This is a genomic window from Halomonas sp. KM072 (genome assembly GCF_050710315.1).
Classification (GTDB): Bacteria; Pseudomonadota; Gammaproteobacteria; order Pseudomonadales; family Halomonadaceae; genus Vreelandella; species Vreelandella hamiltonii.
In genome coordinates this window covers 985828-1011830 of sequence record NZ_CP136132.1, presented here as the reverse complement: position 1 = coordinate 1011830, position 26003 = coordinate 985828, and the positions used below count along the sequence as shown (strand labels likewise).

The following is a 26003-nucleotide window of genomic DNA, read 5'->3' as shown; positions in this document are numbered from 1 at the left end:
CGGTGGCGCTGGTCAGACTGGCGACACCGGTGTCTCAATATGTTCGATGGGCGCACGTCGTGCGATCAGCCGTCGGCGCCCCGCTTGCACGAACCTCACGTCGATGACGGGGTCCGACGGGTTGCCCTCCACGGCCGCCACCTCCCCTTCCCCAAACACGGCATGTCGCAGACGCTGGCCCGGGTAGAACGACATGGTCACTTGATAATCCGCAGGCGCTTCCTTGAGCTGCGCGGCGGCCAGAACGATATCACTGCGCCCCAACCGGTCGAGGTAGCGTCTCACCAGGCTAGGCGACGATACCTCCAGCGCCTCGGCGCTACCGCCCTCATCATGCAGGCATTCAGCAATACGCACGGCATCCTGCCAGGCGCTTTCACCAATGAACCGGCTGGGGCGATGAGCGCCACCGTCGTGCAGCACCAATAGCTGCTCTTTGGCGCGGGTGATGGCCACGTAAAACAGTCGCCGCTCCTCTTCCAGACGCTCATCGCTGAGCGGGTTGTCACGGCTGTAGTGGGGAAAGTCCTCTTCATTGACGCCGGCCACCGCCACCAGCGGCCACTCCAGACCTTTGGCACCATGCACCGTGGTAATCAACACGCCCTGGGCCTGATTTTCCACTGGGCGCTCCAGCAGCTCGATGAAGGCATCAGGATCCTGGACGCTCTCCGCCTGTTCGATCAACACGTCCAGCAGACGCACGTCTTCCTCGCCTTTATCGCGCCGAGCAGCCGCGCGCTTGAGGGTTTTCTCGGCATCGATGGTATCCACCACGTGATGCAGCAGCCGAGCTGGCGGCCAGCCAGCCAAACGCGGCAGCTCGCACAACAGTTCCCAGCGTTTTTTCAGCGTACGCCGCTGCAAGGGTTTGAGCGTTGCTAGCACGGCGTCATCTCGCTCTGGCCAGCGCTGGGTGGCCGCCAGCTGAGACGCCAGGCGCTGCAGGCGCTCACGGGCCACGAAGGGCGTGGGCTGGGACAGCAACAGCAGCAGATGCTCGGGATCGTGCAGCAGTTCGGCCCGCCGAGACAGCTTCAAATAGCCTGCCAATGCCTGTACCAGCGGCAGGCGAAACACGAAGCGATCCTCACGCAGCAGCCGAAAAGGCACCCCGGCCTGAAGCAGCGCCAGCTGAAAAGGCACCGAAAGCGCCCAGCTGCGCACCAGCAGGCTGGCATCACTCAATGCCCGCCCCTGGGCCTGCCAGTCCATCAAGGCATCCAGCAACAGGCGGCTGCCCTGCCCCACGCGGACCTGAGTCTTCGGATTCTGGGCAGCCGCCAGGCATAGCTGGTCGGGGCGGCGCTGGTTCGCCATGATGGCGTGGTTGGCCGTCAGCGCCAGCGCGTGCCCATGGCGAAAGGTCGTGGAGAGCGGATAATCCGTGGCGGTGCCGAACGTGGCGGTAAAGTTTTCCAGCATGGTGTCCGGCCTGGCACCCCGCCATTCATAGATGCACTGATTGGCATCTCCCACTGCCATGACGCTGGCATCAGGGCCTGCCAGCACGGCCAGCAGCCGCTGCTGAACGGTATTGATATCCTGGTATTCATCCACGATGACGTGGTCGAGGAACCCTTCGACCCGCTGACGCAAAACAGGCTCGGCCTCCAGTGCTTGCAGCGGGCGGTAGAGCAAGTCCGCGTAAGTCATGACGCCTTCGGCTTCCAGCAGGCGCTCGGCCTCGCCGAAGGCCGCCGGAAAGTAATCGGTGTCAGGCTCGTAGCTCAGTTGCTCATACAGCGTGGCAGCAGGCAACATTTCTGCTTTGACGAGAGCACAAAAATGGGCCAGCGCTTCCAGGCGGTCCCCTTCCAGGGCGGCATCCCGTTGCTCGGCATCGTCCAGTACATTGAGGCTTGCCTGGCGCAGCAGACGCTCCATCTGCCACTCGGCAGAGAGCAGCCGCCGCGGCGCCAGCGCCCCCCAGCGGCACAAACTTTGCGTGAGCCGATGCCCGAGCGAATGGAAGGTACGCACATCCGGCAGGGCTTGCCCCTGCGGTGCCATTTTGGCAAGGCGGCGTTGAAAATCATCCTTGGCCGAGCGGTTGAACATCAGCACCAGCATTCGCCGTGGGGAGACTCCCTGCGCCAACAGGTGCAGCACGCGTGCGGCCATGGTGGTCGTCTTACCGGCTCCTGCTACCGCCGCGACCCGCGCATGCCCGGCACCATGACGAACGACGGCCTGCTGTTCGGCGGTCAGTTTCACGATACCTCACCCGCCACGCCGTTATCCCACATGCCCAACCGATGCCATTCACCCGCACTGTAGAGGCGGCATTCGCTTCGGCCACCGGCCAGCTCGTGTATCTGGGCCTGCTCGACCAGCCGATAGAACACGTTGCGATGCAGGCGCGCGGCCAGGCCAAAGCGCACCGCACACTCGGGGGCCAGCTCTCCGTCGGGGGTGGCGGTCAGCGTCAGCGGGTGCTGGCGGTCCAGCCGCACCACATCGTCGAACTGAGTCTTGAACCACCAGGCATCATCGTAGAAATCCGCTTCCACGATCAGCAGCGGACGGTCCACTACTTGAACGCGCCAGCGCTCTGCAGGTGTCACCAGGCAGTACCCCTCATCGTCCAGGCGTAGCAGGCTTGCCAGCAGCTTCGCCACCGCCGGACGCGCAAACGGCTGCCCCTCGTGCTGCCAAGTGCCGTCTGGATGAATCACGATATCCATGTCGCCAGACAGCGCAGGGTGCCAGGTATCCAGCGGGGGAATATCTGCCGCGTCACCCCGTTGCTGCAGTAGCCGATCCAGCGTCATCGCCCTTCTCCTGAACTGCGCCGAGCGCTATACCAACAGACCCGACTGGGCCAGCGCTTCTTTGACATGAGGCGGTGCATCGGGAACGGCACCACGAAACAGATGGTAGAAATTGGCGGTGGTCTGCATGGCGACCTCGTCGGTGGTGATGCCGCGCTGCTGAGCAATGCACTCGGCAACTTCGACGACCCAGGCAGGCTCATTGGGCTTACCTCGATGAGGCACGGGGGCCAGATAGGGACTATCGGTTTCAATCAGCAGCCTGTCGAGGGGCAGTTGTCGAGCCAACTCTCGCAATGGCGCGGCATTACGAAACGTGATGATTCCCGACAGCGAAATGTAAAAGCCGAGCCGGACCGCCTCTCGAGCCATGTCCAGATCTTCGGTGAAGCAGTGCAGTACCCCACCGACGTGAGGATCGGCATATTCACGCAGCAAGGCCAAGGTGTCCTCCTTGGCCTCTCGAGTATGCACGATGACCGGCAGCTCCAGCTCGGCAGCGGCCATCAGGTGACGCTTGAAGCGTTCATGCTGAACGGCCTGAGGCACGCTCTCCTGATAGTGGTAATCCAGCCCGGTTTCCCCGATGGCCACCACGTCGTACTGCTGGGCGGCCTCCACGATCTGCTCCACGCTGGGCTCTACCGGAGCCTGGTGCAGCGGATGCAGCCCTGCCGATATCACCACGTCCTCATGTTCTCTGGCGATGGCGGCCAGACCAGGCAACGCTTCCAGCGAGGTCGAGATGGCCAGAAACTGATGCACGTGAGCAGCACGCGCTGCTGCCAGCGTGGCAGCAACGTCGCCGCCATGAGTAAGCTCGGATAGGCGGTCCAGATGACAGTGTGAATCAACGAACATGAAAATCTCGCAGGGGATGAGTGGCGTGACGACGATGTTACAACGTGAACGAAGGCGGCGCCTTGTCCAACTGACCGGCCAGCAAAGTCTCGATCCGGTCGCGAACGGGATAATCCTGTTGGCTGAAGTGCACCCCGATGCCCGGCATTCGCCGACCGCTGACACCTTCGGGCGAAATCCAGATGACCTGACCGCTGACAGAAAGGCGTTCGGTCTCTCCCGGCAGCGTCAACAGCAATACCACCGGCTGCCCGAGACGATAGAGCGAAGACGTGGGGACAAAGATCCCGCCGCGATCCAGAAAAGGCATATAGGCAGCGAGCAGCGTAGGCACATCCGGTATGGTCAAGGAAAGCGCTTTTTGAGCAGCCATCACCACCTCGTCAGAAACACGTTGTCATGAGCGCAGCAGGGCCGACCAACGTACCAGCCAGGCCTCCAGCACCAGTTGCGGATTGGGGTTGGCTCCCACGGCCAGTAGCCGACGTTGCTCGCGGGCATAATCGAGCAGTCGAAACCAGTCCTGAACCCGGCCATTCTTGACGGCTTGTCGATACAATGGCGCAAGATCGGGATTGTGCAACGCGCTTTGCTCGCCCGACAGCCCCAGCCGGATCAAGTCTTCAAGCCAGGCGATACCGTACCACAAGATCGAATCGATCGCCTGACGATCCAGCCTCGCCGCCTCCGCCACCGGTTCGGCACCCCTGACCAGCTGCTCGAAGCAGTCATGAATCTGATGGCGTAGCGCCCGCTCCTCCGGCGCCGCCAGCTCTACCGCCAGCAAGGGCAGTCCGCCTGAAACTTGCCACCAGAAGTGTGCCTCGTCACCGCCCAACTGCTGAGTCAGCCAGCCACGGCACTCGTCGAATGCCACGCTGGGTAGCGCCCACTGTTGGCAGCGCGAACGGATGGTGGGCAGCGTGCGAGAGGGTACATCGGAGAGCAGAATGAACAGCGTCTTTTCACCTGGCTCCTCGAGGCTCTTGAGCAGCGCATTGGCCGCCGCGATGTTCATGGCCTCCGCCGGTGACACGACGATGACTCGGTAGCCACCCTGCTGCGCCGTTTGTGACACGAAACGGTTGACCTCGCGAATGGGGTCTATGCGAATTTGACGCTTGCCCTCCTCCGGCGACACCCTCAGCAAGTCGGGGTGATAGCCTGACGCCAGCATATGGCAGGCATGGCAATGACCACACGCCTGGTCACCGGGCTGCGCGCACAGCGTGCGTGCGATCAGCGCTTCGGCAAGCTGCTGCTTGCCCACCCCATGGGCGCCGCTGAGCAGCAGCGCATGGGGCATGCGACCGCTGTCGGACAGGCGCACCAGCTGCCGCCACGTCGCCTGGTGCCACGGCAAGACATCATTCACGACCATTGCGCCATCCGTGTTTCCAGTACGCGCGCAATGGCCGCCTGCACGCCTTCGAGAGGCTGTGCCGCATCGACCACGGCAAAGCGCTGCGGTACCGCCTGGGCCCGCGCCAGGTAAGCATCACGCACGGCGCTGAAAAACGCGGCATGCTCCTGCTCGAAACGGTCGCGCTGGGTGTTGAGATCACGCAACCGCCCTTCCAGGCGTTGGCGGGCAGTCTCGATGGGCATGTCCAGCAGCAGCGTCAAATCCGGCGAAAGCCCTTGCTGAACGAAGCACTCCAACTGAGCAATGCGCGCCGGATCGATGCCACGCCCGCCCCCCTGATACGCAAAAGTGGCGTCGGTGAAGCGGTCACACACTACCCAGGCACCGCGCTCCAGAGCCGGTACGATTTTTTCGGCCAGATGCTGTGCTCGGGCCGCGAAGACCAGCAGTAGCTCAGCGTCTACGCTCAGCGGCTCCTGAGGTGCAGGATCCAGCAGCAGCTCGCGAATGGCTTCGGCACGCGGCGTGCCGCCGGGCTCACGGGTTCGCACTACGTCGAGCCCCTGCTCTTTCAGCCAGGCCTCCACGAACGCCACGTTGGTAGATTTTCCGACGCCCTCACCACCCTCCAGGGTGATGAAACGACCACGCTTGCTCATTGCTGCCCCTTACGGAATAGATACGCCATGATAATGCTCGCCATGATCTGTGTGTCAGCGGTTGCGAATATAGCGATTCACCGCATTGTTGTGCTCGCGCAGGGTGCGCGAAAAGTGGTGCGTACCATCGCCACGGGAAACGAAGTAGAGCGTTTCACCCGGCAACGGATTCACCGCCGCCTCCAGCGAGGCGCGCCCCGGCAGGGCGATGGGCGTGGGCGGAAGGCCATCGATCACGTAAGTATTGTAAGGGGTTGCCTCGCGGATGTCGGCGCGAGTAATGCGCCCCTGATAACGCTCGCCCATGCCATAGATGATGGTCGGGTCGGTCTGCAGCCGCATGCCCTGCTCCATACGACGCTTGAATACCCCGGCGATTTCACGACGCTCTTCCGGCGCACCGGTTTCGCGTTCGATCAACGACGCCATGATCAACGCCTCGTAGGGGGTATCGATGGTCAGGTCGTCATCACGCTGCTCCCAGATCTCTTCCAGGATTCGCTCCATGCGGCTCAGCGACTGGCGCAGAATATCCACATCGCTCATGCCCAGGTGGTAGCGGTAGGTATCCGGAAAGAACCAGCCCTCAGGAAACGTGCCTTCACGCCCCAATAAGGCCATGACCTCGTCATCGCTCATCTCGGCGGTGCGATTTTCCAGCTTCGGGGCACTGTCCAGCAAAGCGCGCATCTGGCGGAAGGTCCACCCTTCCGGGATGGTCAACGGGTAGGTCACCACGTTGTTGCTGCCCAGCAGTGCCACCAACTCCATACCGCTCATGCCCGGCACCAGCTGATATTCGCCTACCCGCAGACGCGACACTTGCTCGGGCTCCAGCCGCGCCAGCAGTTGGAAGGGCCAGCGCGCCTGAACAATGCCTTCCGCTTCCAACTGACGAAGCACCTGATTGAAGCCGGCACCGGCAGGCACCTGGTAAAGCGCGGGCTCATCCAGCGCAATAGGCGCCGCCAGACGATGCTGCCAATAGGCGTAGCCACCAGCCACTGCGGCAACGCCTAGTGCAATGATCAACCCCACGGCGATAAGAAACCGTTTCACGATGTCACCTCAGTGATTTCAAAGTCGTTGTTGGCTATTCAGGCTGGATAGCCCAATAGCGGATGGGCCACCCGCTGTAACGGGTCGGGGCCTTGCACCTCCGGCCAGGTACACAAGATGCTGCCCTGCGGATCATCCAACCGATGTACGGGCCACACGCCTTGCACAGAGTTGCCCACCCAAAGGCGCTCGACGCTGGAGAGCGCGCTCACAGGCAGCTTGCTCTCCCTGACATGCCCCAGCTCCAGTAGCGCAGCCCGCAGCGCTCCTGCAACGCCGCAGCCATCGACGAAGGGCGTGAACAACGCCTGACCCGATTGCCAGAAGAGGTTCATGCTGGTCGCTTCGATGACGTTATCGCGGTGATCGAGCAGCAGCCCTTCAGCAATGGCACTTGCCCGCCATTCTCGGCGGGCAAGCACGTTTTCGAGGCGGTTCAAGTGCTTGATGCCCGCCAACTGCGGCTGATGACCCAGCCGCAGTTGGCATAAGCGCACGCGCACCCCCTGCTGCCAGCGCTCGGGGCTGGCAGCAAAGGGCGTTCTACGACTGAGCAGCCTTGGCGCTACTTGATCGGGGAGCGCGTAACCACGCCCCCCGCTGCCGCGGGTCACGATGACCTTGAGCACCTCCAGAGGTGCCTCTACTGGGGTTTTCCACGTATCGGCAAGTGCTGAATCAGCAGGCATCGGGATACCAAGCCGCTGGCACCCCAAGGCCAATCTTGCCTGATGGTATGACCACAGCACGGGCTGTCCTTCACGCAGCAGCACCGTTTCGAACAGGCCATCCCCATACGCCAGCCCTCGGTCATCGAACGGCACCCAAGGCATGGTCATGACGCGCTACACCCGCTTGAACAGCAGCGAACCGTTGGTGCCACCAAACCCGAAGGAGTTGGAGAGCGTGATATCGATGCGCATGTCGCGGGCAGTGTGGGGCACGTAGTCGAGGCGACAGCCCTCCTGGGGGTTATCCAGGTTGATGGTGGGCGGTGCCACCTGGTCACGAATTGCCAGAATACTGAACACCGCCTCGACCGCACCGGCCGCGCCCAGCAGGTGGCCAATCATGGACTTGGTCGAACTGACCGCCACGTCTTGAGCAGCGCTCCCCAGCACCTTCTCGACGGCACGACTTTCGGCCAGATCGCCTGCGGCCGTCGAGGTACCATGGGCATTGATATAATCCACGTCGGAGGGGTCGATACCCGCGTCCTTGATGGCGTTGCTCATGGAAAGCGCAGCGCCTCGGCCATCTTCCGGCGGGGCAGTCATATGATAAGCATCATCACTCATGCCAAAGCCCGCCAGCTCCGCATAGATATGCGCCCCGCGTGCCTTGGCGTGCTCATACTCTTCCAGCACCAGAATGCCTGCCCCATCGGACAGCACGAAACCGTCCCGATCCCGATCCCAAGGGCGGCTGGCCGCTTGCGGGTCGTCATTACGAGTGGACAGGGCACGCGCCGCCGAAAAGCCCCCCAGGCCCAAAGGCGTGGTGGCCATTTCCGCGCCACCACACACCATCACGTCGGCATCGCCATAGGCGATGGTACGCGCACTGTAGCCGATATTGTGAGTACCCGACGTACAGGCCGTGGTAATCGCGATATTGGGGCCCTTGAAGCCATGCTGAATGGCCATGTTGCCGGAAATCATGTTGATGATGGATCCCGGAACGAAGAACGGCGACACGCGACGAGCGCCCCCCTTGAGCAGCGCACTGTGGTTCTGCTCGATCATCGGCAGGCCGCCAATGCCCGAGCCTACCGCCACACCAATCCGCTCGGCATTCTCTTCGGTGCACTCGATGCCAGAATCCTTAATGGCCTGGGCTCCGGCTGCCATGCCGTACTGAATGAATAGATCCATCTTGCGGGCATCTTTCGGGTTCAGATAGGGGCTGATATCGAAGTCCTTGACCGAACCACCAAACCGCGTGTTGAAACCGCTGGTATCGAAATGCTCGATGGCTGCGATTCCACTTTTACCGGCGACGATATTCGCCCACGATTCAGCCACGTTGTTGCCCACTGGGGTCACCAGGCCTAACCCAGTTACCACTACCCTTCTTCGCGCCATCAGCTTTCCTCCAGGCATCCTTGGTGACACGACCCGTCCGGGTCATCTTGCAGCACAAAATTGGTGACTAGTATAACGGAGATTGCACGTTATATTCATTGTGACCGCAAAGCAAAAAAGCCGCCCCATATCAGGACGGCTTTTTTAACATGGGTGGACAGCTTGCCACCCTGGTTCACAGCGTCGACCGAGCCCTTACTGGTGGGCGTTCACGTAGTCGATGGCTTCCTGAACCGTGGTGATCTTCTCGGCTTCTTCGTCAGGAATTTCGGTGTCGAATTCCTCTTCCAACGCCATCACCAGTTCAACGGTGTCCAGAGAGTCAGCACCCAGGTCTTCTGTGAAAGAAGAGCTATTCTGGATATCTTCTTCTTTTACGTTCAGGCGCTCTGCCACAACTTTTTTAACGCGCTCTTCAATAGTACTCATCAACGTACTCCAGTCGTTCACATTAGCCGTTATAGATAACCAGCTATTTGGAAACCGCAAGCCAAAAGCTGCGGGGTAGTTTATAGACGCCCTCAAGCTGACGCAACCGCCAGTCTCAAGGCCATCAACGCATATTCATACCGCCGTTGACATGCAGGGTTTCACCCGTGATATAACCTGCAGCATCACTGGTCAAGAACCCTACTGCGGCGGCGATCTCTTCCGGCCCACCCAGGCGAGCGAGCGGAATCTGCTTGAGCAGCATCTCGTGCTGCGCCTCCGGCAGCGCTTCGGTCATGTCGGTGGCGATGAAACCCGGTGCCACGGCATTGACCGTGATCGCACGCGAGGCAACTTCACGGGCCAGTGCACGACTGAACCCTTCCATGCCCGCCTTGGCAGCCGCGTAGTTGGCTTGCCCCAGGTTGCCCATGGTCGCCACCACCGAGCTGATCGACACGATACGACCAAAGCGTGCCTTGGTCATGCCGCGCAAACAAGCCTTGCTGACACGATAGACGGACTTGAGGTTGGTATCCATGACGGAATCCCACTCCTCTTCCTTCATGCGCATGAGCAGGTTATCACGAGTGATACCGGCATTGTTGACCAGAATGGTCGGCGCACCGAAACGCTCGGTAATGCTCTTCAACACCTCATCGATGCTGGACTGATCGGTCACGTTCAGACACAGGCCAGCGCCTTCGATACCATTGGCTTTGAGATCGGCATCGATTTTCTCGGCCCCCGACTCACTGGTGGCGGTTCCCACCACGATGCGCCCTTGGCGACCCAGCTCGTGAGCAATGGCTCGTCCGATACCTCGGCTGGCGCCAGTGACCAGCGCCACTCGTTTTTCTTGCGTCATTACGTTTATCCTTTCACCAAACTAGCAAAGGTAGCAGAAAACAACCGCTGGTCACGCACCATCTGCCAACGCTTCGCGAGCCAACTCCAGCGCAGCATCCAGGCTATCCGGGTCATTGACCGCCAACCCCTTGGCACTGCGCACGATCCGCTTGTTCAAGCCGGTCAGCACCTTACCAGGGCCACACTCGATAAACACGCTCGCCCCTTGTTCGGTCATCGCTTCGACGCAGGCAGACCAGCGCACTGGCTGATAAAGCTGTTCGATCAGCCGCGTGCGCAGCGTATCGATATCGGCATGCGCCTGGGCATCTACATTCTGAACCACCGTATAGCGAGGTGCACGCAGTTCAATCTTCTGCATGGCCTCGGCCAACTGCTCGGCCGCAGGCTTCATCAGCGCACAGTGCGAAGGCACAGAGACCGGCAGGGCCAGAGCACGCTTGGCCCCGGCCTCCTGGCAGGCAACGATAGCACGCTCTACGGCTGCCTTGCTGCCCGCGATGACCACCTGGCCAGGCGAATTGTAGTTGACCGCAGCGACCACGTCGCCCTGGGCTGCTTGCGCACAGGCGTTTTCTACCGCCTGATCATCCAGCCCGAGGATGGCCGCCATCCCCCCCTGACCAGCGGGCACCGCCTGCTGCATGGCTTCACCGCGCAGGCGTACCAGCTGCACACCCTCGGCAAACCCCATGACACCGGCACACACCATGGCACTGTACTCGCCCAGACTGTGGCCTGCCATCATGTTGGGGCGCGGCCCTTCCAACTCCTGCCATACACGCCAGATGGCCACGCTGGAGGTCAGCAGCGCCGGCTGGGTGCACGCGGTCGCGTTCAATGCATCTTCAGGTCCTTCCTGGACTACTTTCCACAAATCGTAGCCCAACGCATCTGACGCTTCCTCAAAGGTCGTTCCCACTACACTGTAGCGCTCGGCCAGCTCTCGCAGCATTCCAAGCTGCTGAGAGCCCTGCCCGGGAAAAATGAGGGCAAGGGGTTGAAACATGTCGTTCACCTTTGCTCTTGTAGGCATTTGCTCAATTGAGCGATAGGCGTAGCTATTGTCCCCGTTTGACAACGGGTGTCGGCATTTCCTGCTGCCTCCAATAACCCGCAAAGTCATATATCGTTTATTGTCATACAATCACGGCGGCATCAGCAAAAACGCTTTGCCAATTGGGCAGGCAGGGCCTGCTCCACCTCATGCAGTGCCCGCAAAATGGCATAATAAAAGCCGTCTGCCTGGGCTCCGCCATGACTTTTCACCACGATATGGTTCAACCCAAGCAGGCTGGCTCCGTTATAGCGCACCGGATCCAGCTCTTGCTTGAGGCGCTTGAGTACAGGCTTGGCCAGTAGACTTGCCAGCCGCCCAGTGAGGCGCGATTCAAACGCCATCTGAACACGCTCGACCAGCATACGAGTCAAACCTTCACTTGCCTTGAGCATCACATTGCCGACAAAGCCATCACACACGACCACGTCCAGCTGGCCCTGAAAGACATCACCCCCCTCAGCATAGCCACAATAATCGAAACCAGGGTCTGCATGACGACGAATCAAGGCATCTGCCTCGCGCACCGTGGCACTGCCCTTGGTGGCTTCCGAGCCAACGTTCAATAACGCCACGCGCGGACGTTCGATACCGTCCATGCATTGCGCCATGGCCGCCCCCATGACGGCAAAATCTACCAACCGTTCTGCGGGGGAATCGACGTTGGCACCCAGATCAAGCAGATAGCAACGCCCCCCTGATCGTGCAGGAATGGCGGTGCTGATCGCTGGCCTGGAAAACCCCGCCAGCATGCCCAGCTCACGCCTTGCAAGCGCCACCAGCGCTCCGGTATTGCCTGCGCTGACCCCCGCAACGGCGTGCCCAGCCGACACATGGCGCAGCATGGAGGCCATGCTGGTGTGCTGGCCGCGGCGCAACGCCCAGGCGGCGGTAGCGTCGGGCGCCACGCTATCAGGCGCGTCGATGACCGCCAAACGTGACACTGCCGCAGCCAAGGGCTGCGGCAAGCGCGAAAGCTCAGCGACAATGCGCTGATGCGGGCCAAACAGAGCAAGTTCGAGAACAGGATTTTCCACCACTGCCCTCGCAGAGCCTTCGACAATGGCACGGGGGCCTTGGTCACCCCCCATGACATCAATCGCCAGGCGCACTGCACTCACGCTGACTGGCCGCGCGAAAGGTCGAGAGAGGCTTAAACCTCAACCACCTTGCGACCACGGTAGAAACCGTCCGGAGAAACGTGGTGACGCAGGTGAGTCGTGCCGGTTTCCTTGTCCTGAGACAGAGTCGGGGCGCTCAGCGCATCGTGGCTACGACGCATACCGCGCTTGGAACGAGTTTTACGATTCTGTTGAACTGCCATGGGTGTTTACTCCAAGGTATGTAGGGTAAGTGATGCTTACTTTTTGCCTTTCAAAGCGCCACTGCTTTTCAAAGCATTGAGCACCGCGAAAGGGTTTTTGGCAGGAGCGGACTCGTCCGCTGCGCCTTCGGTCTTGCTGACCAGCTGCTCCGCCGAGACATGGCATTCGGTCTCATCGTGATAGACCACCTGCGGCAAGCTGAGGATCAACTCATCCTCGATTACCGTCAGCAAGTCCAGCTGTTCGTTTTCCACCAGCACAGGCTCATGACTGGCAGGCAGCTCGGCAGCCAACGCTTCGTCTGAAATCATTCCCAGAAGGAATTCACTCGACACGTCTTGGCTCAGCGGCACCAGACAACGACGACAAGGCAGCGCCAAGGTCGCTTTCAGGGAACCACGAATTTCGCGACGGCCCTGGGCATCGACACCAAACTCAAGAGTGACGTGGCAGTCACCCGTTTGGTCACCGGCTTCTTCAGCCAGACGAGGCAGCTTGTTCAACGCTACCAGGCCTTCGAGTCGTTCGCGGCGGGCTGCAAGCTTGTAAGGCTCAACCCGGCTGGGGAGTTGTGAGGTCAACATAGGCGCGCAATGATAGGCACTCGCCCCGCCGGTGTCAAAGCCAGCGGCATAATTCTTGACAGTTTCTGTTCGCAGACAGCCTCTGCAGGCATGCGCCAGGGCTTTTCGCTACACTGTCGGCGATGCGTTTTTTCTTTTCGATCACCCAAATCTTGCCCTTCACAGGAGAGTATCGTGCCCCTCGCCCCCGATGCCACGCTGGTGCTGGCCTCCAGCTCACGCTCGCGACAAGCCCTGCTCGACCGATTACAGCTACCCTATCAGTGCCAATCGCCGGATATCGATGAGACACCGCTGCCCCATGAAACACCAGAAGCCCTGGTGCATCGACTATCGCTGAGCAAGGCACACGCCGTCGCCGAATCGTTTCCGGCACACTGCATCATCGGGTCGGATCAAATTGCGCTGTTCGAAGGCGACGTGCTGGGCAAGCCTCATACCGTCGAGCGCGCCTGCGCCAACCTGAGACGCTTTTCAGGCCAGCGCGTCAGCTTCCTGACAGGCCTGGCACTACTGGATACACGCCAGCAGCGCCACCTGGTGCATATCGAGACGTTCGATGTCGTGTTTCGCCACCTGCGCGATGCCGAAATCGAACGCTATGTCGCCCTGGAGCAACCGCTGGACAGTGCGGGCAGCTTTCGCATGGAAGGCCTCGGCATCACGCTGTTCGAGCGCCTGGAAGGACGCGACCCCAATGCGCTCATCGGCCTGCCGTTGATCGCTCTTTGCGACATGCTGCGCCAGGCAGGCCTGGACCCGCTCGGTGCAGCATAGTCACGATCTGGAGGCTTACCACTAGGGGGCCTGGAAGCGCAGCGGCGAGCGGGCGCTTTCCACCCCCAGCACTTCCGCTGCCGCCTGGGTGAAACGACGCGTCAGGCGCTCGAAGGGGTCCAGCCGAGGCGTGTAATTCTCCCACTCGGCTTCTCCGATACGCGCTCGCGCCACTTGCTCGAGACTGGCCAGCTCATCCACCAGCCCCAGCGCCAGCGCCTGCTCACCGCTCCATACCAGTCCGGAAAAAATCTCAGGATCGCCACTCAAGCGCTCGCCTCTCCCGGCCCGGACGTCTGCTATGAACTGCTCATGGGTCTGCGCCAGCACCGTTTGCCAGAACTGAACCACCTCCTCATCGAGCGGCTGGAACGGATCAAGAAACGCCTTGTTCTCCCCAGCGGTCATGACACGCCGCTCCACGCCCAGCCGACCGATCGCCTCCTGGAAACCAAAGCCTGCGTAGATGACGCCTATGGAACCCACCAGGCTGGCGGGAGAGGCAATGATCTCATCCGCTGCCGACGCGATATAGTAGGCACCGCTGGCCCCCACGTCTTCGATGACCGCCAGGATGGGTTTGTCTCCCAGGTCACGCAGCCGCATGATTTCCGCGTGGATGCGCTGGGATTGCACCGGGCTCCCGCCGGGGCTGTCGATATGCAGCACGACTGCCGCCGCGCTCTCGCTCTCCCAGGCACGATTCAAGCCGCGAATGATGCGTTCGGCATTGGCGGGCGCATCACTGGCAATGACGCCCTGCACCTCGACCAACGCCAGATGCTGCTGCTCCGGCACACTTGAGGCCGGCTCTGCGACGAACACGCGGTAAAGCGTCGTGGTGATCGACACCAGCACCAGCGTCAATACGACGAAACGGAAAAACAGCTTCCACCGCCGCGCCCGGCGCTGCTCGGTCAAGACGCCACCAATCCAGCGGTCCATCATTTCCAGCTGAGCCAGACGCTGACGTTCGCGCAGCGTTTCGGCATCGTCGCTCGGCTCACCTGCGGCCGATGCTTTCGATTCGGTCGCAGCGACTTGCGGGCCCTGTGTCCATGGATCCTGCGCGCTTCCCGACGACGCTTCGTGGGAGGGAACGCTTCGCTCTCTATCGCGTGGCTGGTCGTCGCTCATGCTATCTCCCTCATATCGATTCCCCTCATACGACGTCTCTCATACTGTCTGTCTTCCTGACCCAAGCTTGAAAGTGGCCATGTACAAGTGGCTATACAGAGTAGCCATGCAGAACTCAGCCCCTTTGTCACCCAGCGTCAGCCATGCAACCATTCGAACAGCGCGGGAATGTCATCCGCCATCCACACAGGCTGGCACGCCGCCAGCCGCGCGGCAGAGTGCACCCCATAGGTCACACCGACACGATCCATGCCGATGGCACGCGCCATCTCCAGGTCGTATTCGGTATCACCCACCATCACCGCACGCTCTACCGGCGTATTCAGCTCGGCGAGCAGCTCCAGCAGCATCTGCGGATGGGGTTTGGAGCGGGTTTCGTCTGCGGTACGACTGGCATCGAACCACTGGCCGCTATCGGTTTCTCGAAAGACACGATCCAGGCCGCGACGACTCTTGCCCGTGGCCACGGCCAGCCGCTGCCGGGGACGCTGGCGCAGCCTGGCCAACTGCTCCTCGACACCGTTGAAAAAAGGCATGGGCGTCGTGTCGCCACTCACAAAGTGATGCGAGTAGCGCTGGCGCAAGCGCTCTGCCTGCTCCGGAGAGATACCCGGACACAGCGTTGCAATGGCTTCAGGCAGGCCAAGACCAATGATGTTTTCGATGGCGCTGTCTTCCAGGGGCGGCCAGCGTACATCCGCCGCAGCGGCATGCATGCACGACACGATCTTGGGCACCGAATTCATCAGCGTCCCATCCCAGTCGAAGATGATCAGTTCGTAACGCACCAGGCTCCCCCTACTTGCTTGGCTGACGCGCACGCGCCAGCGTCTCTTCCAGCGCTTCAGGCAGCGGCGCCTTGACCGTCACCGGACGACCGTTGCCAGGCTCGGGAAAGGTCAATGAGCGCGCATGCAGGAACAAGCGCCCCAAACCCAGCTGCCTGGAAAGTAGTTCGCTTTCACGCGTCGCGTATTTGTCATCGCCCAGCAAAGCGTGCCCCGCATGAGCAGCGTGCACACGAATCTGATGGGTACGCCCGGTCACCGGCTCGGCCTCGATGAGCGTCACTTTTTCGAAGGTTTCCACGACGGAAAAGTGAGTACGCGACACCTTGCCGTTGGGATCCACCCGCACACGGCGCTCGCCATTTCCAGCATCGAAACGGTCCAGCCGAGCACTTTCATAGGTCTTTCTGGCAGGCCAGCGCCCTGCCACCAACGCCAGGTAGCGCTTGTCCATACCGTGTTTCTTGAGCGCCTCGTTGAGGGTCACCAGCGCCTCACGCGACTTGGCCAACAGCAGGCATCCAGAGGTATCACGATCCAGACGATGGACCAGCTCGAGAAAGCTCAAGTCGTCACGCACCTGACGCAATGCCTCGATCAGACCGATCTTGACGCCACTCCCACCATGCACCGCCAAGCCAGAAGGCTTGTTCAACACCATCCAGTCCGGCCCTTCCATGATGACACTACCCACCAACACGTCGCGCAGGTTATCGCTGACCTCCTTGACCGCCTCCCTGGGCGCCAGGCGCAACGGCGGCACGCGAACGAGGTCTCCACCCTGCAGGCGATAGTCCACTTTCACGCGTTTCTTGTTCACTCGAACTTCACCCTTGCGCACGATACGATAGATCAGCGCCCGTGGAGCGCCCTTCAATCGAGTCATGAGAAAATTGTCGATTCGTTGACCCGCCTGCTCCGGGGCGATTTCCACCCACTGTACTTCACGCCCTTCGGACATTACCGTGCACTCCTCGTGTCATCCACGCCACATGATGGCCAGTGACCTTGATTGAAAAGCGGCATTCTAGCGTAGACCTTACCCCATTGCGTCAATTGCTGGCGCTTCTCTTTACTGTTATATTCCAAGACGCTCATCGGCCAACGTGACTTGCTGATCTGAAACGCAATAAGCCGCCTTGCATGGCAAATTGTCGTCTAGCGAATTGTCCGTCACGTCAGCCTAGGCACCTGCCCGACCAACATGCAGGTCAGAGCAACGAAGCCTTCGGCAGTGTACGCATTGCCTGCTTCCTACGTAATGAAATGCAGCAACTCTGTCGCTTGACCGCGGCAGAGCGAAAAGAATATCGCCAGCCACGACTGGCAAAAAAACGTTACGCCCCTGCCAGGCAGTTACCTTATTCGTCACAAGGCGCTGTCATGCCGGGGCGCAAAGATCAACGCTGTGCCGACAGTCGGCGTTGACGAATCGATGAATGCCAGGTGTAGGCGGTGTCAGCAGAGCCGGATGGACGTGACAGCCACCGAAACACGTTCTGCCTCCGCCACGTACTCAACGCCCTATTTGGCCGGGTCGGCTACGATGCCTTCCCGGCTTGATGCGTCAGCATAGCCATGCGCCGAGCACAAGCACGCAGCACACAGCGGTTCGTCGACGACTCTTCGTTTGACGGCACGACATGCTACGTGAGACCACATGAAACGGATGCTTATTAATGCGACCCAGCCCGAAGAGCTGCGGGTCGCCCTGGTAGACGGACAGCGCCTTTACGATCTGGATATCGAGTCCGGCGCACGCGAACAGAAGAAAGCCAACATCTACCGAGGCAAAATCACCCGGGTAGAACCCTCACTCGAAGCCGCCTTCGTCGACTTTGGCGCCGAGCGCCACGGCTTTCTGCCGCTGAAAGAGATCTCTCGCGAATACTTCATCAAGGATGTTTCGGGCCGCCCCAACATCAAGGAAGTATTGAAAGAGGGCCAGGAAGTCATCGTTCAGGTAGACAAGGAAGAGCGTGGCAACAAGGGCGCCGCCCTGACCACCTTCATCAGCCTGGCCGGACGCTTTTTGGTACTGATGCCCAACAACCCTCGTGCAGGTGGCATATCGCGGCGTATCGAAGGCGATGACCGCAGCCAGCTCAAGGATGCCATGGGCCAGCTGACAGTTCCCGACAAGATGGGCCTGATCGTACGCACCGCCGGTATTGGCCGCAGCTCCGAAGAGCTGCAGTGGGACCTGGACTACCTGGTGCAGGTGTGGGAATCGATCACCACCGAGTCCGCCAAGCGCCCTGCGCCCTTTTTGATCTACCGCGAATCCAACGTCATCATCCGTGCCATGCGCGACTACCTGCGCCAGGATATTGGCGAGGTGTTGATCGACAGTCCCGACATCCACGCCGAGGCGCTGGCATTCATCCGCCAGGTGATGCCTTCCTACCAGCAAAAGATCAAGCTGTATGCCGATGAAGTGCCGCTGTTCTCGCGCTTCCAGATCGAGTCGCAGATCGAGACGGCCTACCAGCGGGAAGTGAAACTGCCTTCCGGTGGCTCCATCGTCATCGATCACACCGAAGCGCTGGTCTCCATCGACATCAACTCGGCCCGCGCCACCCGTGGCAGCGATATCGAAGAGACCGCCCTGCAGACCAACACCGAAGCCGCCGATGAGATCGCTCGCCAGCTCCGGCTGCGCGACATCGGCGGGCTCGTGGTCATCGATTTCATCGACATGGGCCCGGCTCGCAACCAGCGTGAAGTCGAAAACCGCATGCGCGATGCGCTCAAACTGGACCGCGCCCGCGTACAGATCGGCCGCATTTCGCGCTTCGGACTGATGGAAATGTCGCGCCAGCGTCTGCGCCCCTCGCTGGGCGAAACCAGCGGCGTGGTCTGCCCCCGCTGTAACGGCCAGGGCACCATCCGCGATGTGCGCTCGCTGTCGCTCTCCATCATGCGCCTGATCGAAGAAGAGGCCATGAAAGAGCGTAGCGCCCAGATCCGCGCCATCCTGCCCGTGCCGGTCGCCACTTATCTGCTCAACGAAAAGCGCAGCGTGCTGGCGGATATCGAATCACGCCAAGGCGTGCGCGTGGTCATCCTGCCCAGCCCGGAGATGGACACCCCGCACTACGACGTGCAACGCCTGCGCGATGACCACCTGGACGAAGACGACAGCCACACCCTGTCGAGCTTCGAACTCTCCACGGACACCGAGATTGGCAAAGAGCCGCCTCCCAGCTTCGCGGCTCCGGCTCAGCGGGCAGAAGCCGCGGTCAAGAGCATCGCTCACAACGCCCCGGCCCCCGAATCGCTGCAAACCGAAGAAGCGCCCGCCAAACCAGCCGCAGCCGTGGCGCCCGTAGAACAGCCCAGCGTACTGGGTCGCTTCATTCGCGGTTTTGCCAAGCTGCTGGGTGGCGATGAGGCCAGCACGACGGCCACTCAGGAAGCCAGCTCGACGAACCGCAAGCCCGAGCAGTCGGCAGCTCCAAGCCGCCCGCCGCGCAATGAGCGTCGTCAAAAGCCTGCGCAAGAGCGCCAGTCTCAGGAGCGCTCAGCACCGGAGCGCCAGGAAAACAGCGCTTCACGCGACCAGCGTAACGATGCCACCAAGGCACCTGCTGCTCGCAACGACGACAGCAACGACAAGCGCAGCGGCCCCAGCCGCACCCGCAACCGTCGTCGTCATCCGCAGCAGGACGACAGCCGGGCTCAGGAAAGCACGCCTCGCAACACGCGTCAGAAAGAGACTGCCAAGGAGTCATCGCAGAACGATGCTGCCAGCAGCGCCCCGCAGCCGGAGCAGCGTCGCGAGAAACCCCGCGACAACAAACCCAAGCACGACGATAGCCGCTCGGAGGCCGTTCAGCAGGACGAGCCGCAAAAGGATGACGGCAAACCGAAGCGCACGCGCAACAACCCGCGCCAGCGTTCACGCAAGCAGGCACTGAGCCCACAGGCCGAAGCCGAGCAGTTGAAGCTCCAGGCAGAAGCCCAGCAGGCACCCGAGGAAGCCCCTGCCCCAGCGGCGGCAGACGCTGAAACGCCTGCAAAGAAAGCCACGTCAGAGTCAGAAACGGCGACTCAATCGCCCAGCGAAGCGGCAGACACGCGTCCTGAAGCACGTCAGGAGGCCACCGCAGAGACCGCAGCCGAGGACACTACTGCCACCGCACGTGCCAGCAATGCCGACAAGGCACGCAAGTCAACGCGCCAGCGCCGTCAACCGGCCATTCGCGACGAAGCGGCCAAGCAAGCCAACGCGTCCGGAGACGACAACGGGGCCGTCGACGCATCCGCCACAGAGTCCCAGGCACCGGCGGCCACTCATGAGCAACCCGCTGCAGCCACAGAAGAGCCGACAGCGCCACGTGAGGAACAGCCAACCTCGGCGGCTGATCAAGAGCCCTCAGCGGCGGTTGAGAAAGAGCCCTCAGCGGCGGTTGAGAAAGAGCCTTCAGCGGCGGTTGAAGAGAAGCCCTCAGCAGTGGTTGAGAAAGAGCCCTCAGCGGCGGTAGAGAAAGAGTCTTCGGCGGTGGTTGAAGAGAAATCTTCTGCGGTGGTTGAAGAGAAATCCTCAGCGGCCGTTGAAGAAGAACCTTCAAAAGCGTCTTCCGTAGTAGCCGCGGAAGACACCTCAGCAGCCACTGAAGCGCCATCTTCCGTCACCACTGAGGAAAAGCCCGCCACGGCCGAGGAGCCAGCATCTGCCGCACCGGTAGAAGAAGCGCCTTCAGCCAACGCGGAGCAAGCGCCCACGGAAGCGACTCAGGAGCGCTCGACGCCTGCTGCAGAAAACGCAGCAGCAGAGAAAGCCCCCGAAGCCCCTCAGGCAGCGGCCGACGCCAACGCCAGTGGCGAGCCTGCCGCTGACGAGGAGGCCTCCAAGCCACGTCGTCGCCGCCGCCGGGCTCATAACGACCCGCGTGAACAGCGCAAGCAGCAGGCCCAGCAAAACTCATCCGAGTAATGCTGACAGCCGTAAAAAACCCCGCCTCGGCGGGGTTTTTTATGCGCTATCGTCAGGAGATCACTCGTGGCTCCGCTTCCAGGCTGACGCCAAAACGCTCGGCGACCGCACCTGCAACGACATCCGCAAACGCCAGCAGCTCTGCACGATTACCGCCACCAAAGTGCACCAGCACCAGCGCCTGATGCTGATGCACGCCAAACGCCCCCTGGCGGTGCCCTTTCAGGCCACACTGGTCGATCAGCCATCCGGCCGCCAGTTTCACCTGCCCATCGGGCTGGGGAAAATGCGGCATACCAGGATAGTCGTTCAATAGCCGCTGGGCATGGTCACTGCTCACGAGCGGGTTCTTGAAGAAGCTGCCGGCATTGGCCAGCACGGCGGGGTCCGGCAGTTTCTGCTGGCGAATGGCGCAGACCGCACGCGCCACCTCCAGCGGGTCAGGCGCGGCAGACACCCGTGCGGCCAGGTCGCCATACCCCAATTGAGGATTGGGCGTTTCCGAGAGCCGCAAGACGAGCTGCGTAATGACCACCTTGCCTGCCAACTCACGTTTGAAGAGACTGTCTCGATAACCAAACTGACACGCCTCGGCATCCAGCCAGCGCACTTCCCCAGTGGCCAGTTCGACCACCTGCACCGCCGCCAGCACGTCGGCCAGTTCGACACCATAGGCACCTATGTTCTGCACCGGAGCGGCCCCACAGTCACCGGGGATCAGCGCCAGATTCTCACAGCCCCACAGGCCACGCGCCGCCAGCGCCATCACCAGTGCGTGCCAATTCACTCCCGCCCCTACGTAGGCCAACACCTCCCGGCCACGCCGCTCCAACCACCACTGCTGGAGCGAAGGACGAATGACCACTCCTGACAACTGGCTCGGCAACAGGACGTTACTGCCCCCCCCGAGCAACGTCATCGGCCTCCGCTGCTGCCGTGCCTGATGCAACACGTCCTGCAACGCCGCCAGCGTGGTCGGCGCCGCGCACTGTTCGGCCACACAGGGCAAGCGCAGCGTATTGGCCTGGGTCAGATCCCAGGATGCCATCAGGACGTCAGGACGGGAGACAGCGCTAGCGTTCACGCTGCAACTCATCGAGCAGACCCTGCGATGCACGCTCGATCAAGTCCAGCACTTGCTCGAACCCGTCGTCGCCACCGTAATAGGGGTCAGGCACATCGCTCTGCGGCAGCCCGGCGTAATCGAGCAGCAGCCCTACTTGGGCCTGACTATTGGCCGGTTGCAGAGCACGCATGGCGGCGAGGTTTTCGCGATCCATGCCCAGCACGTAGTCGAACTCGTGGAAGTCACTGACTTTCAATTGGCGAGCGCGAAGATGGCCAATCTCGATACCTCGTTGACGCGCCGCCGCCTGGGAGCGGGGGTCTGGGGCTTTCCCCACGTGCCAGTCACCTACTCCGCAGGAGTCGATGGTGACGCGGCCATCCAGCCCTGCTCGCACCACGGCCTGCTGAAAAACGCCTTCCGCCGTGGGCGAGCGGCAAATATTGCCTAAACAGACGAACAGCACGCGCTTCATGAACGATCCTCCGATGAGGTCAACAAGGCGCGTACCCGTGTCAGGTCCTCAGGGGTATCGACCCCCGCCGGGTTCGCCGCCGCGGCCAGCGCCACCTGAATGGCATGACCGTGCTGCAATACACGCAGCTGCTCGAGCTGTTCCAACTGCTCCAGGCTGGACGCCGTCAGATCACGGTAGGTGGCCAGAAAGCTGGCACGATAAGCGTAGATGCCAATATGGCGCAGCCAGGCATCGGTGGTGAGCAAATCGGGCTGAGTCTTGAACTGCTCTCTGTCCCAAGGGATCGGCGCTCGGGAAAAATAGAGCGCGCGCCCTTGCAGTGAACGCACCACCTTGACCACATTGGGGTTGAATAGCGTATCCACATCGCCGATGGGCTCGGCCAAAGTGGCCATGGCCGCCTCAGGATCGTCTGCCAGCCGCTGGGCTACCTGGTCGATCAACACGGGAGGAATCAATGGCTCATCACCCTGCACGTTGACGACCAGCGTGTCACCCGCCAGTGAGAGCTGTTCGGCCACTTCGGCCAGCCGGTCCGTGCCGGAGGGATGGTCGGCCCGAGTCATGACCACTTCCGCGCCGTAGGCCTGCATGGCGTCACGGATACGCTCGTCGTCAGTGGCCACGATGACTCGCTGCGCCTGGCTCTCGCAGGCACGGCGCCATACGTGGGCCACCATGGGCTCACCGGCGATATCCAGAAGCGGCTTGCCAGGCAGCCGTGAAGAGCCGAACCGTGCCGGGACGACCGCGATGAATTGCGCCGCAGAGCCCATCACACCTCCCCGGTACGGCCAGGTGAAGTGGCCAGTTTCTCATCGGCGTCCATCTGCCGCGCTTCTTCAGGCAGCATCACCGGAATCCCGTCTCGGATGGGATAGGCCAGACCATCATAGTGGCAGCACAGCTCCTGTGCGTCGCGCTGATACTTCAGCTTGCCGTTGCAGAGCGGGCAAACCAGCATTGCCAACAGTTCCTTATCCATCGGTGCTTCCCCTTTGTGTCAGTTCTGCCAGCCTGGAAGCCAGCCAATCTTCAAACTCTTCTGGAAGCCGTGCTTCCACCTCCAGCACCCAGCTGTCCGCCGGGGCCAGCTCACGGCATTTGACCGCATCCTTGGCCGTCATGACCACCGGCCCGAAGGCCATGGGCTTGAAGGTTCGCTCATCGAAAGCGTGATGATCCGCCAAGGGGTGCTGTTCCCCATGGACCCCCAGCGTTTCGAGGGTCTTGAAAAAGCGCTGCGGGTTGCCGATCCCCGCCAGCGCATGTGCTGGCAGCGTAAAGGGCAAGGGAGCCAGCGGGTAGTGCTGGCCACTGGCCAGCTTGCGCCAGCCTTGAGGTACCAGTTGCATGGCCACCGAAGGCACCGGCAAGGGAGCCGTCAGCGTGCCATTGACGATCACCGCATCCACTTGTTGCAAGCGAGCAACGCCTTCGCGCAGCGGTCCTGCAGGCAGGCAGCGCTGGTTGCCCAGCCCACGGCTGCCATCGACCACCACCAGTTCAATATCGCGCCCCAGTGCCAGGTGTTGCAAGCCGTCATCGCTGATCACGACATCGCAGCCCATCTCGACCAGCGCTCGGGCGCCCCGAACCCGCTGCGGGTCTGCGATGACGGGCAGTCCGGTCTGCTGAACCAGCATGAGCGGTTCGTCACCGCTATGCGCGGGGTCCGTGGTGGGCGTGACGTGAAGCGGATAATGGGGTGCGGTGCCGCCATACCCCCGGGTCACGATGCCTGGCGAGTAGCCCTGCGCGACCAGCCAGCGCCCCAACCAGGCCACCAGCGGTGACTTGCCGGTGCCGCCCAGGGTGATATTGCCCACCACGATCACCGGCACCTCCGCCCGCCAGACGGGCTTGTGCCCCCGTCGGTATTCACGCGCTCGACGACGCATAAGATAACGGTATAAATTGCCTAACGGAAACAGCGGCGCCAGCCACGGGCTTCCGCCGTAGGCGGCGTCGAGCCAGCGCTTCGCCAGGCTCACTCGTGCTCCTGAAACTGAAGCTGGTGCAGGGCCGCATAAGCACCTGACTTTTCCAGCAGCGCCTGATGGGTGCCCTGCTCCACGATACGCCCCTGGTCCATGACCAGAATGCGGTCGGCACGCTCGATGGTCGACAGGCGGTGGGCGATCACCAGCGTGGTGCGCCCCTCACAGACCCGCTCCAGGGCTTTCTGGATATAGCGTTCGGATTCGGTATCCAGCGCCGAGGTAGCCTCGTCCAGAATCAGAATCGGAGCATCCTTGAAGATGGCTCGGGCAATCGCCAACCGCTGGCGCTGCCCGCCCGAGAGCATGACCCCATTTTCGCCTACCACGGTGAGATAGCCTTCGGGCAGTTTGTCGATGAACTCACTGGCGTAGGCGGCTTCTGCGGCAGCCTTCACGGCGGCCATGTCCGGATTTTCCACGCCATAGGCGATATTGTCGGCGATGGTGGCATTGAACAGGGTGACCTGCTGGGAAACCAGCGCTATCTGCTGCCGCAGCGGCCCCAGCGCGTAGCGGTCGGCATCGATGCCATCGATCAGGATCTGGCCTTCGGTGGGTCGATAGAAGCGTGGCAGCAGGCTCACCAGGGTAGACTTGCCGCTTCCCGAGCGCCCCACGATAGCCACCAATTCGCCGGGGGCGACGCGCAGCTGAATATCGTGCAGCACGTTGGGCTGGTCGTCGGCGTAGCGGAAGCTGACATGGTCGATGACCACCTCGCCAGTCAAGCGGCTCGGCACCACGTCGCCCTCGTCACGCTCCGGGGCCAGGTCCATGAGACCGAACAGCTCGGCAGCAGCGGCAATGCCCTTCTGAATCTCACTGTTCACTTCGGTGAGCTGACGTACTGGTTTGATCATCAGCGCAGCGGCAGTAATGAAGGCAACGAATTCACCGGGCGTCATGTTGGCCATCAAACGAGGGGCCATGGCCAGCCATACCAGCAGGGCCATGGAAATGGCCACCAGCATCAGAATCACCGGCGAGCTGACCGCCCGGGTCATGGCTTCTTTCATGCTTTGCCGACGATTCTCTTCACTGACACGTTCGAAGCGCTGCTTTTCATAGGCTTCGGCACCATGGGTGCGCACCACGCGATACCCCGAGAGGGCTTCCGAGGCCACGTGCGTCACATCGCCCATGGAGTGCTGGATGCGCTTGGAGATGCGCCGAAAGCGCTTGCTGACGTAACTCACCACACCGGCAATCAACGGCGTCACGCCCATGAACAGCAGAGTGAGCATCCAGTTGGTCCAGAACAGGTAGCCAATCAGACCCACCACGAAGAGCCCTTCACGGAGAATGATGGTCACCGCGTTGGTCGCCGCCCCGGCAACCTGCTCGACATGGTAGGTCACCCGTGACACCAGATGGCCGCTGGAGTGGTGATCGAAAAACCGCCCCGGCAAATGCAGCATGTGATCGAATACGTTACAGCGCAGCGTATGAATCACGTAGCGCCCCACGTAGGCCATGAAATAAGTACTGAGGAAAGTGCCCAACCCTCGGGCTGCGAACATCAGCACGACGAACAAGGGCAGAAACAGCCGAAACGCGGCATCGGGATGCTGAATGCCATCGATGAGGCGCTTCATCATCTCGGCCAGCGCGGTGCTGGACGCGGCGTAAATCAGAAACCCGATCACGGCAAGCGAGAAAGCGCGCCAGTGTGGCTTCACATAACTCAACAAACGTTTATAGAGTACCCAACCTGAATCAGTCACACGCGCTCCCGGCAGTAGTGTGC

At 61.5% G+C, this 26003-nt stretch carries 26 protein-coding genes; 2 read left to right on the top strand and 24 right to left on the bottom strand.

The annotated features are described in order from the left end of the window. Positions 1 to 12: 12 nt before the first annotated feature. The 15 genes from RVM26_RS04595 to RVM26_RS04525 all read right to left on the bottom strand — a co-directional run bounded on the left by RVM26_RS04595 (position 13) and on the right by RVM26_RS04525 (position 13068). The gene (locus RVM26_RS04595) at positions 13 to 2217 is read right to left on the bottom strand and encodes an ATP-dependent helicase (protein ID WP_498941073.1); all 2205 of its coding nucleotides are present in this window, start codon (positions 2215 to 2217) and stop codon (positions 13 to 15) included. Next, positions 2214 to 2774 carry a DUF1285 domain-containing protein gene (locus RVM26_RS04590; RefSeq protein ID WP_498941071.1) on the bottom strand — a complete coding sequence of 187 codons (561 nt, stop codon included), beginning with the start codon at positions 2772 to 2774 and terminating at the stop codon, positions 2214 to 2216. The genes RVM26_RS04595 and RVM26_RS04590 overlap by 4 nt, the downstream gene beginning before the upstream one ends. A 27-nt stretch (positions 2775 to 2801) precedes the next feature. Next, positions 2802 to 3635 carry a TatD family hydrolase gene (locus RVM26_RS04585; RefSeq protein WP_287805708.1) on the bottom strand — a complete coding sequence of 278 codons (834 nt, stop codon included), beginning with the start codon at positions 3633 to 3635 and terminating at the stop codon, positions 2802 to 2804. 37 nt (positions 3636 to 3672) lie between these two features. Beyond that, positions 3673 to 4008, bottom strand: coding sequence for a PilZ domain-containing protein (locus RVM26_RS04580; protein ID WP_039177267.1), 336 nt, complete (start codon positions 4006 to 4008; stop codon positions 3673 to 3675). A gap of 24 nt (positions 4009 to 4032) precedes the next feature. Beyond that, positions 4033 to 5016, bottom strand: a complete 984-nt coding sequence (locus tag RVM26_RS04575; RefSeq protein WP_039177270.1) for a DNA polymerase III subunit delta' — start codon at positions 5014 to 5016, stop codon at positions 4033 to 4035. Continuing rightward, the gene (gene tmk / locus RVM26_RS04570) at positions 5007 to 5660 is read right to left on the bottom strand and encodes a dTMP kinase (RefSeq protein WP_287805713.1); all 654 of its coding nucleotides are present in this window, start codon (positions 5658 to 5660) and stop codon (positions 5007 to 5009) included. The genes RVM26_RS04575 and tmk overlap by 10 nt, the downstream gene beginning before the upstream one ends. Positions 5661 to 5714: 54 nt before the next feature. After that, positions 5715 to 6722: an endolytic transglycosylase MltG gene (gene mltG, locus RVM26_RS04565; RefSeq protein ID WP_498941709.1), complete on the bottom strand. Its 1008-nt coding sequence runs from the start codon at positions 6720 to 6722 to the stop codon at positions 5715 to 5717. Positions 6723 to 6757: 35 nt separating this feature from the next. Continuing rightward, a complete protein-coding gene (gene pabC / locus RVM26_RS04560; protein ID WP_498941068.1) occupies positions 6758 to 7558 on the bottom strand; it encodes an aminotransferase class IV in 801 nt (266 codons plus the stop codon). Between the two features lie 6 nt (positions 7559 to 7564). Continuing rightward, positions 7565 to 8803, bottom strand: coding sequence for a beta-ketoacyl-ACP synthase II (gene fabF / locus RVM26_RS04555; RefSeq protein WP_039177283.1), 1239 nt, complete (start codon positions 8801 to 8803; stop codon positions 7565 to 7567). A gap of 195 nt (positions 8804 to 8998) precedes the next feature. Continuing rightward, positions 8999 to 9232, bottom strand: coding sequence for an acyl carrier protein (gene acpP / locus RVM26_RS04550; protein ID WP_008956801.1), 234 nt, complete (start codon positions 9230 to 9232; stop codon positions 8999 to 9001). A 124-nt stretch (positions 9233 to 9356) separates the two neighbouring features. After that, positions 9357 to 10100, bottom strand: a complete 744-nt coding sequence (gene fabG / locus RVM26_RS04545) for a 3-oxoacyl-ACP reductase FabG (protein ID WP_039177293.1) — start codon at positions 10098 to 10100, stop codon at positions 9357 to 9359. Between the two features lie 51 nt (positions 10101 to 10151). Next, positions 10152 to 11111 (bottom strand): ACP S-malonyltransferase, encoded by a 960-nt coding sequence (fabD, locus tag RVM26_RS04540; protein WP_287805718.1) that lies wholly within the window; start codon positions 11109 to 11111, stop codon positions 10152 to 10154. Positions 11112 to 11260: 149 nt separating this feature from the next. Then, a complete protein-coding gene (gene plsX, locus RVM26_RS04535; RefSeq protein WP_287805779.1) occupies positions 11261 to 12271 on the bottom strand; it encodes a phosphate acyltransferase PlsX in 1011 nt (336 codons plus the stop codon). A 41-nt stretch (positions 12272 to 12312) separates the two neighbouring features. Beyond that, positions 12313 to 12483, bottom strand: a complete 171-nt coding sequence (gene rpmF, locus RVM26_RS04530; RefSeq protein ID WP_009099300.1) for a 50S ribosomal protein L32 — start codon at positions 12481 to 12483, stop codon at positions 12313 to 12315. Positions 12484 to 12519: 36 nt separating this feature from the next. Further along, on the bottom strand, positions 12520 to 13068 hold the full coding sequence (locus RVM26_RS04525; protein ID WP_039177300.1) for a YceD family protein: 549 nt from the start codon (positions 13066 to 13068) through the stop codon (positions 12520 to 12522). 174 nt (positions 13069 to 13242) lie between these two features. Here RVM26_RS04525 and RVM26_RS04520 point away from each other — a divergent pair, with 174 nt between their 5' ends. Next, entirely contained in the window at positions 13243 to 13845 is a 603-nt protein-coding gene (locus tag RVM26_RS04520; protein WP_287805723.1) for a Maf family protein, read from the top strand. A gap of 21 nt (positions 13846 to 13866) precedes the next feature. Here RVM26_RS04520 and sppA read toward each other — a convergent pair whose 3' ends face one another. The 3 genes from sppA to RVM26_RS04505 all read right to left on the bottom strand — a co-directional run bounded on the left by sppA (position 13867) and on the right by RVM26_RS04505 (position 16731). Further along, a complete protein-coding gene (gene sppA / locus RVM26_RS04515; protein WP_287805726.1) occupies positions 13867 to 14982 on the bottom strand; it encodes a signal peptide peptidase SppA in 1116 nt (371 codons plus the stop codon). A gap of 137 nt (positions 14983 to 15119) precedes the next feature. Continuing rightward, positions 15120 to 15770, bottom strand: coding sequence for an HAD family hydrolase (locus RVM26_RS04510; protein WP_287805729.1), 651 nt, complete (start codon positions 15768 to 15770; stop codon positions 15120 to 15122). Between the two features lie 10 nt (positions 15771 to 15780). Then, positions 15781 to 16731, bottom strand: coding sequence for an RluA family pseudouridine synthase (locus RVM26_RS04505; RefSeq protein WP_287805732.1), 951 nt, complete (start codon positions 16729 to 16731; stop codon positions 15781 to 15783). A 699-nt stretch (positions 16732 to 17430) separates the two neighbouring features. Here RVM26_RS04505 and rne point away from each other — a divergent pair. Next, positions 17431 to 20709 carry a ribonuclease E domain-containing protein gene (rne, locus tag RVM26_RS04500; RefSeq protein WP_498941063.1) on the top strand — a complete coding sequence of 1093 codons (3279 nt, stop codon included), beginning with the start codon at positions 17431 to 17433 and terminating at the stop codon, positions 20707 to 20709. A gap of 52 nt (positions 20710 to 20761) precedes the next feature. Here rne and murB read toward each other — a convergent pair whose 3' ends face one another. From murB to msbA, 6 genes are read right to left on the bottom strand one after another with little or no spacing between them, the layout of a single operon-like run. Continuing rightward, entirely contained in the window at positions 20762 to 21757 is a 996-nt protein-coding gene (gene murB / locus RVM26_RS04495) for a UDP-N-acetylmuramate dehydrogenase (protein ID WP_498941708.1), read from the bottom strand. 25 nt (positions 21758 to 21782) lie between these two features. Continuing rightward, positions 21783 to 22250 carry a low molecular weight protein-tyrosine-phosphatase gene (locus RVM26_RS04490; protein WP_287805738.1) on the bottom strand — a complete coding sequence of 156 codons (468 nt, stop codon included), beginning with the start codon at positions 22248 to 22250 and terminating at the stop codon, positions 21783 to 21785. Further along, a complete protein-coding gene (gene kdsB, locus RVM26_RS04485; RefSeq protein ID WP_287805741.1) occupies positions 22247 to 23029 on the bottom strand; it encodes a 3-deoxy-manno-octulosonate cytidylyltransferase in 783 nt (260 codons plus the stop codon). The genes RVM26_RS04490 and kdsB overlap by 4 nt, the downstream gene beginning before the upstream one ends. After that, positions 23029 to 23238 carry a Trm112 family protein gene (locus tag RVM26_RS04480; protein WP_026001654.1) on the bottom strand — a complete coding sequence of 70 codons (210 nt, stop codon included), beginning with the start codon at positions 23236 to 23238 and terminating at the stop codon, positions 23029 to 23031. Before RVM26_RS04480 ends, kdsB begins: the two co-directional genes overlap by 1 nt. Beyond that, positions 23231 to 24247: a tetraacyldisaccharide 4'-kinase gene (gene lpxK / locus RVM26_RS04475; protein WP_498941061.1), complete on the bottom strand. Its 1017-nt coding sequence runs from the start codon at positions 24245 to 24247 to the stop codon at positions 23231 to 23233. Before lpxK ends, RVM26_RS04480 begins: the two co-directional genes overlap by 8 nt. After that, entirely contained in the window at positions 24244 to 25980 is a 1737-nt protein-coding gene (gene msbA / locus RVM26_RS04470) for a lipid A export permease/ATP-binding protein MsbA (protein WP_498941060.1), read from the bottom strand. Before msbA ends, lpxK begins: the two co-directional genes overlap by 4 nt. Between the last annotated feature and the right edge of the window lie 23 nt (positions 25981 to 26003).

Coding starts and splice junctions, on each gene's coding strand:
- murB (WP_498941708.1), bottom strand. CDS start 21,757: ATGGCATCCTGGGATCTGACCCAGGCCAATACGCTGCGCTTGCCCTGT.
- tmk (WP_287805713.1), bottom strand. CDS start 5,660: ATGAGCAAGCGTGGTCGTTTCATCACCCTGGAGGGTGGTGAGGGCGTC.
- RVM26_RS04490 (WP_287805738.1), bottom strand. CDS start 22,250: ATGAAGCGCGTGCTGTTCGTCTGTTTAGGCAATATTTGCCGCTCGCCC.
- acpP (WP_008956801.1), bottom strand. CDS start 9,232: ATGAGTACTATTGAAGAGCGCGTTAAAAAAGTTGTGGCAGAGCGCCTG.
- RVM26_RS04585 (WP_287805708.1), bottom strand. CDS start 3,635: ATGTTCGTTGATTCACACTGTCATCTGGACCGCCTATCCGAGCTTACT.
- RVM26_RS04590 (WP_498941071.1), bottom strand. CDS start 2,774: ATGACGCTGGATCGGCTACTGCAGCAACGGGGTGACGCGGCAGATATT.
- pabC (WP_498941068.1), bottom strand. CDS start 7,558: ATGACCATGCCTTGGGTGCCGTTCGATGACCGAGGGCTGGCGTATGGG.
- sppA (WP_287805726.1), bottom strand. CDS start 14,982: ATGAGCGACGACCAGCCACGCGATAGAGAGCGAAGCGTTCCCTCCCAC.
- RVM26_RS04575 (WP_039177270.1), bottom strand. CDS start 5,016: ATGGTCGTGAATGATGTCTTGCCGTGGCACCAGGCGACGTGGCGGCAG.
- rne (WP_498941063.1), top strand. CDS start 17,431: ATGAAACGGATGCTTATTAATGCGACCCAGCCCGAAGAGCTGCGGGTC.
- fabD (WP_287805718.1), bottom strand. CDS start 11,111: ATGTTTCAACCCCTTGCCCTCATTTTTCCCGGGCAGGGCTCTCAGCAG.
- kdsB (WP_287805741.1), bottom strand. CDS start 23,029: ATGGGCTCTGCGGCGCAATTCATCGCGGTCGTCCCGGCACGGTTCGGC.
- RVM26_RS04480 (WP_026001654.1), bottom strand. CDS start 23,238: ATGGATAAGGAACTGTTGGCAATGCTGGTTTGCCCGCTCTGCAACGGC.
- fabG (WP_039177293.1), bottom strand. CDS start 10,100: ATGACGCAAGAAAAACGAGTGGCGCTGGTCACTGGCGCCAGCCGAGGT.
- rpmF (WP_009099300.1), bottom strand. CDS start 12,483: ATGGCAGTTCAACAGAATCGTAAAACTCGTTCCAAGCGCGGTATGCGT.
- RVM26_RS04505 (WP_287805732.1), bottom strand. CDS start 16,731: ATGTCCGAAGGGCGTGAAGTACAGTGGGTGGAAATCGCCCCGGAGCAG.
- RVM26_RS04580 (WP_039177267.1), bottom strand. CDS start 4,008: ATGGCTGCTCAAAAAGCGCTTTCCTTGACCATACCGGATGTGCCTACG.
- RVM26_RS04525 (WP_039177300.1), bottom strand. CDS start 13,068: ATGTTGACCTCACAACTCCCCAGCCGGGTTGAGCCTTACAAGCTTGCA.
- fabF (WP_039177283.1), bottom strand. CDS start 8,803: ATGGCGCGAAGAAGGGTAGTGGTAACTGGGTTAGGCCTGGTGACCCCA.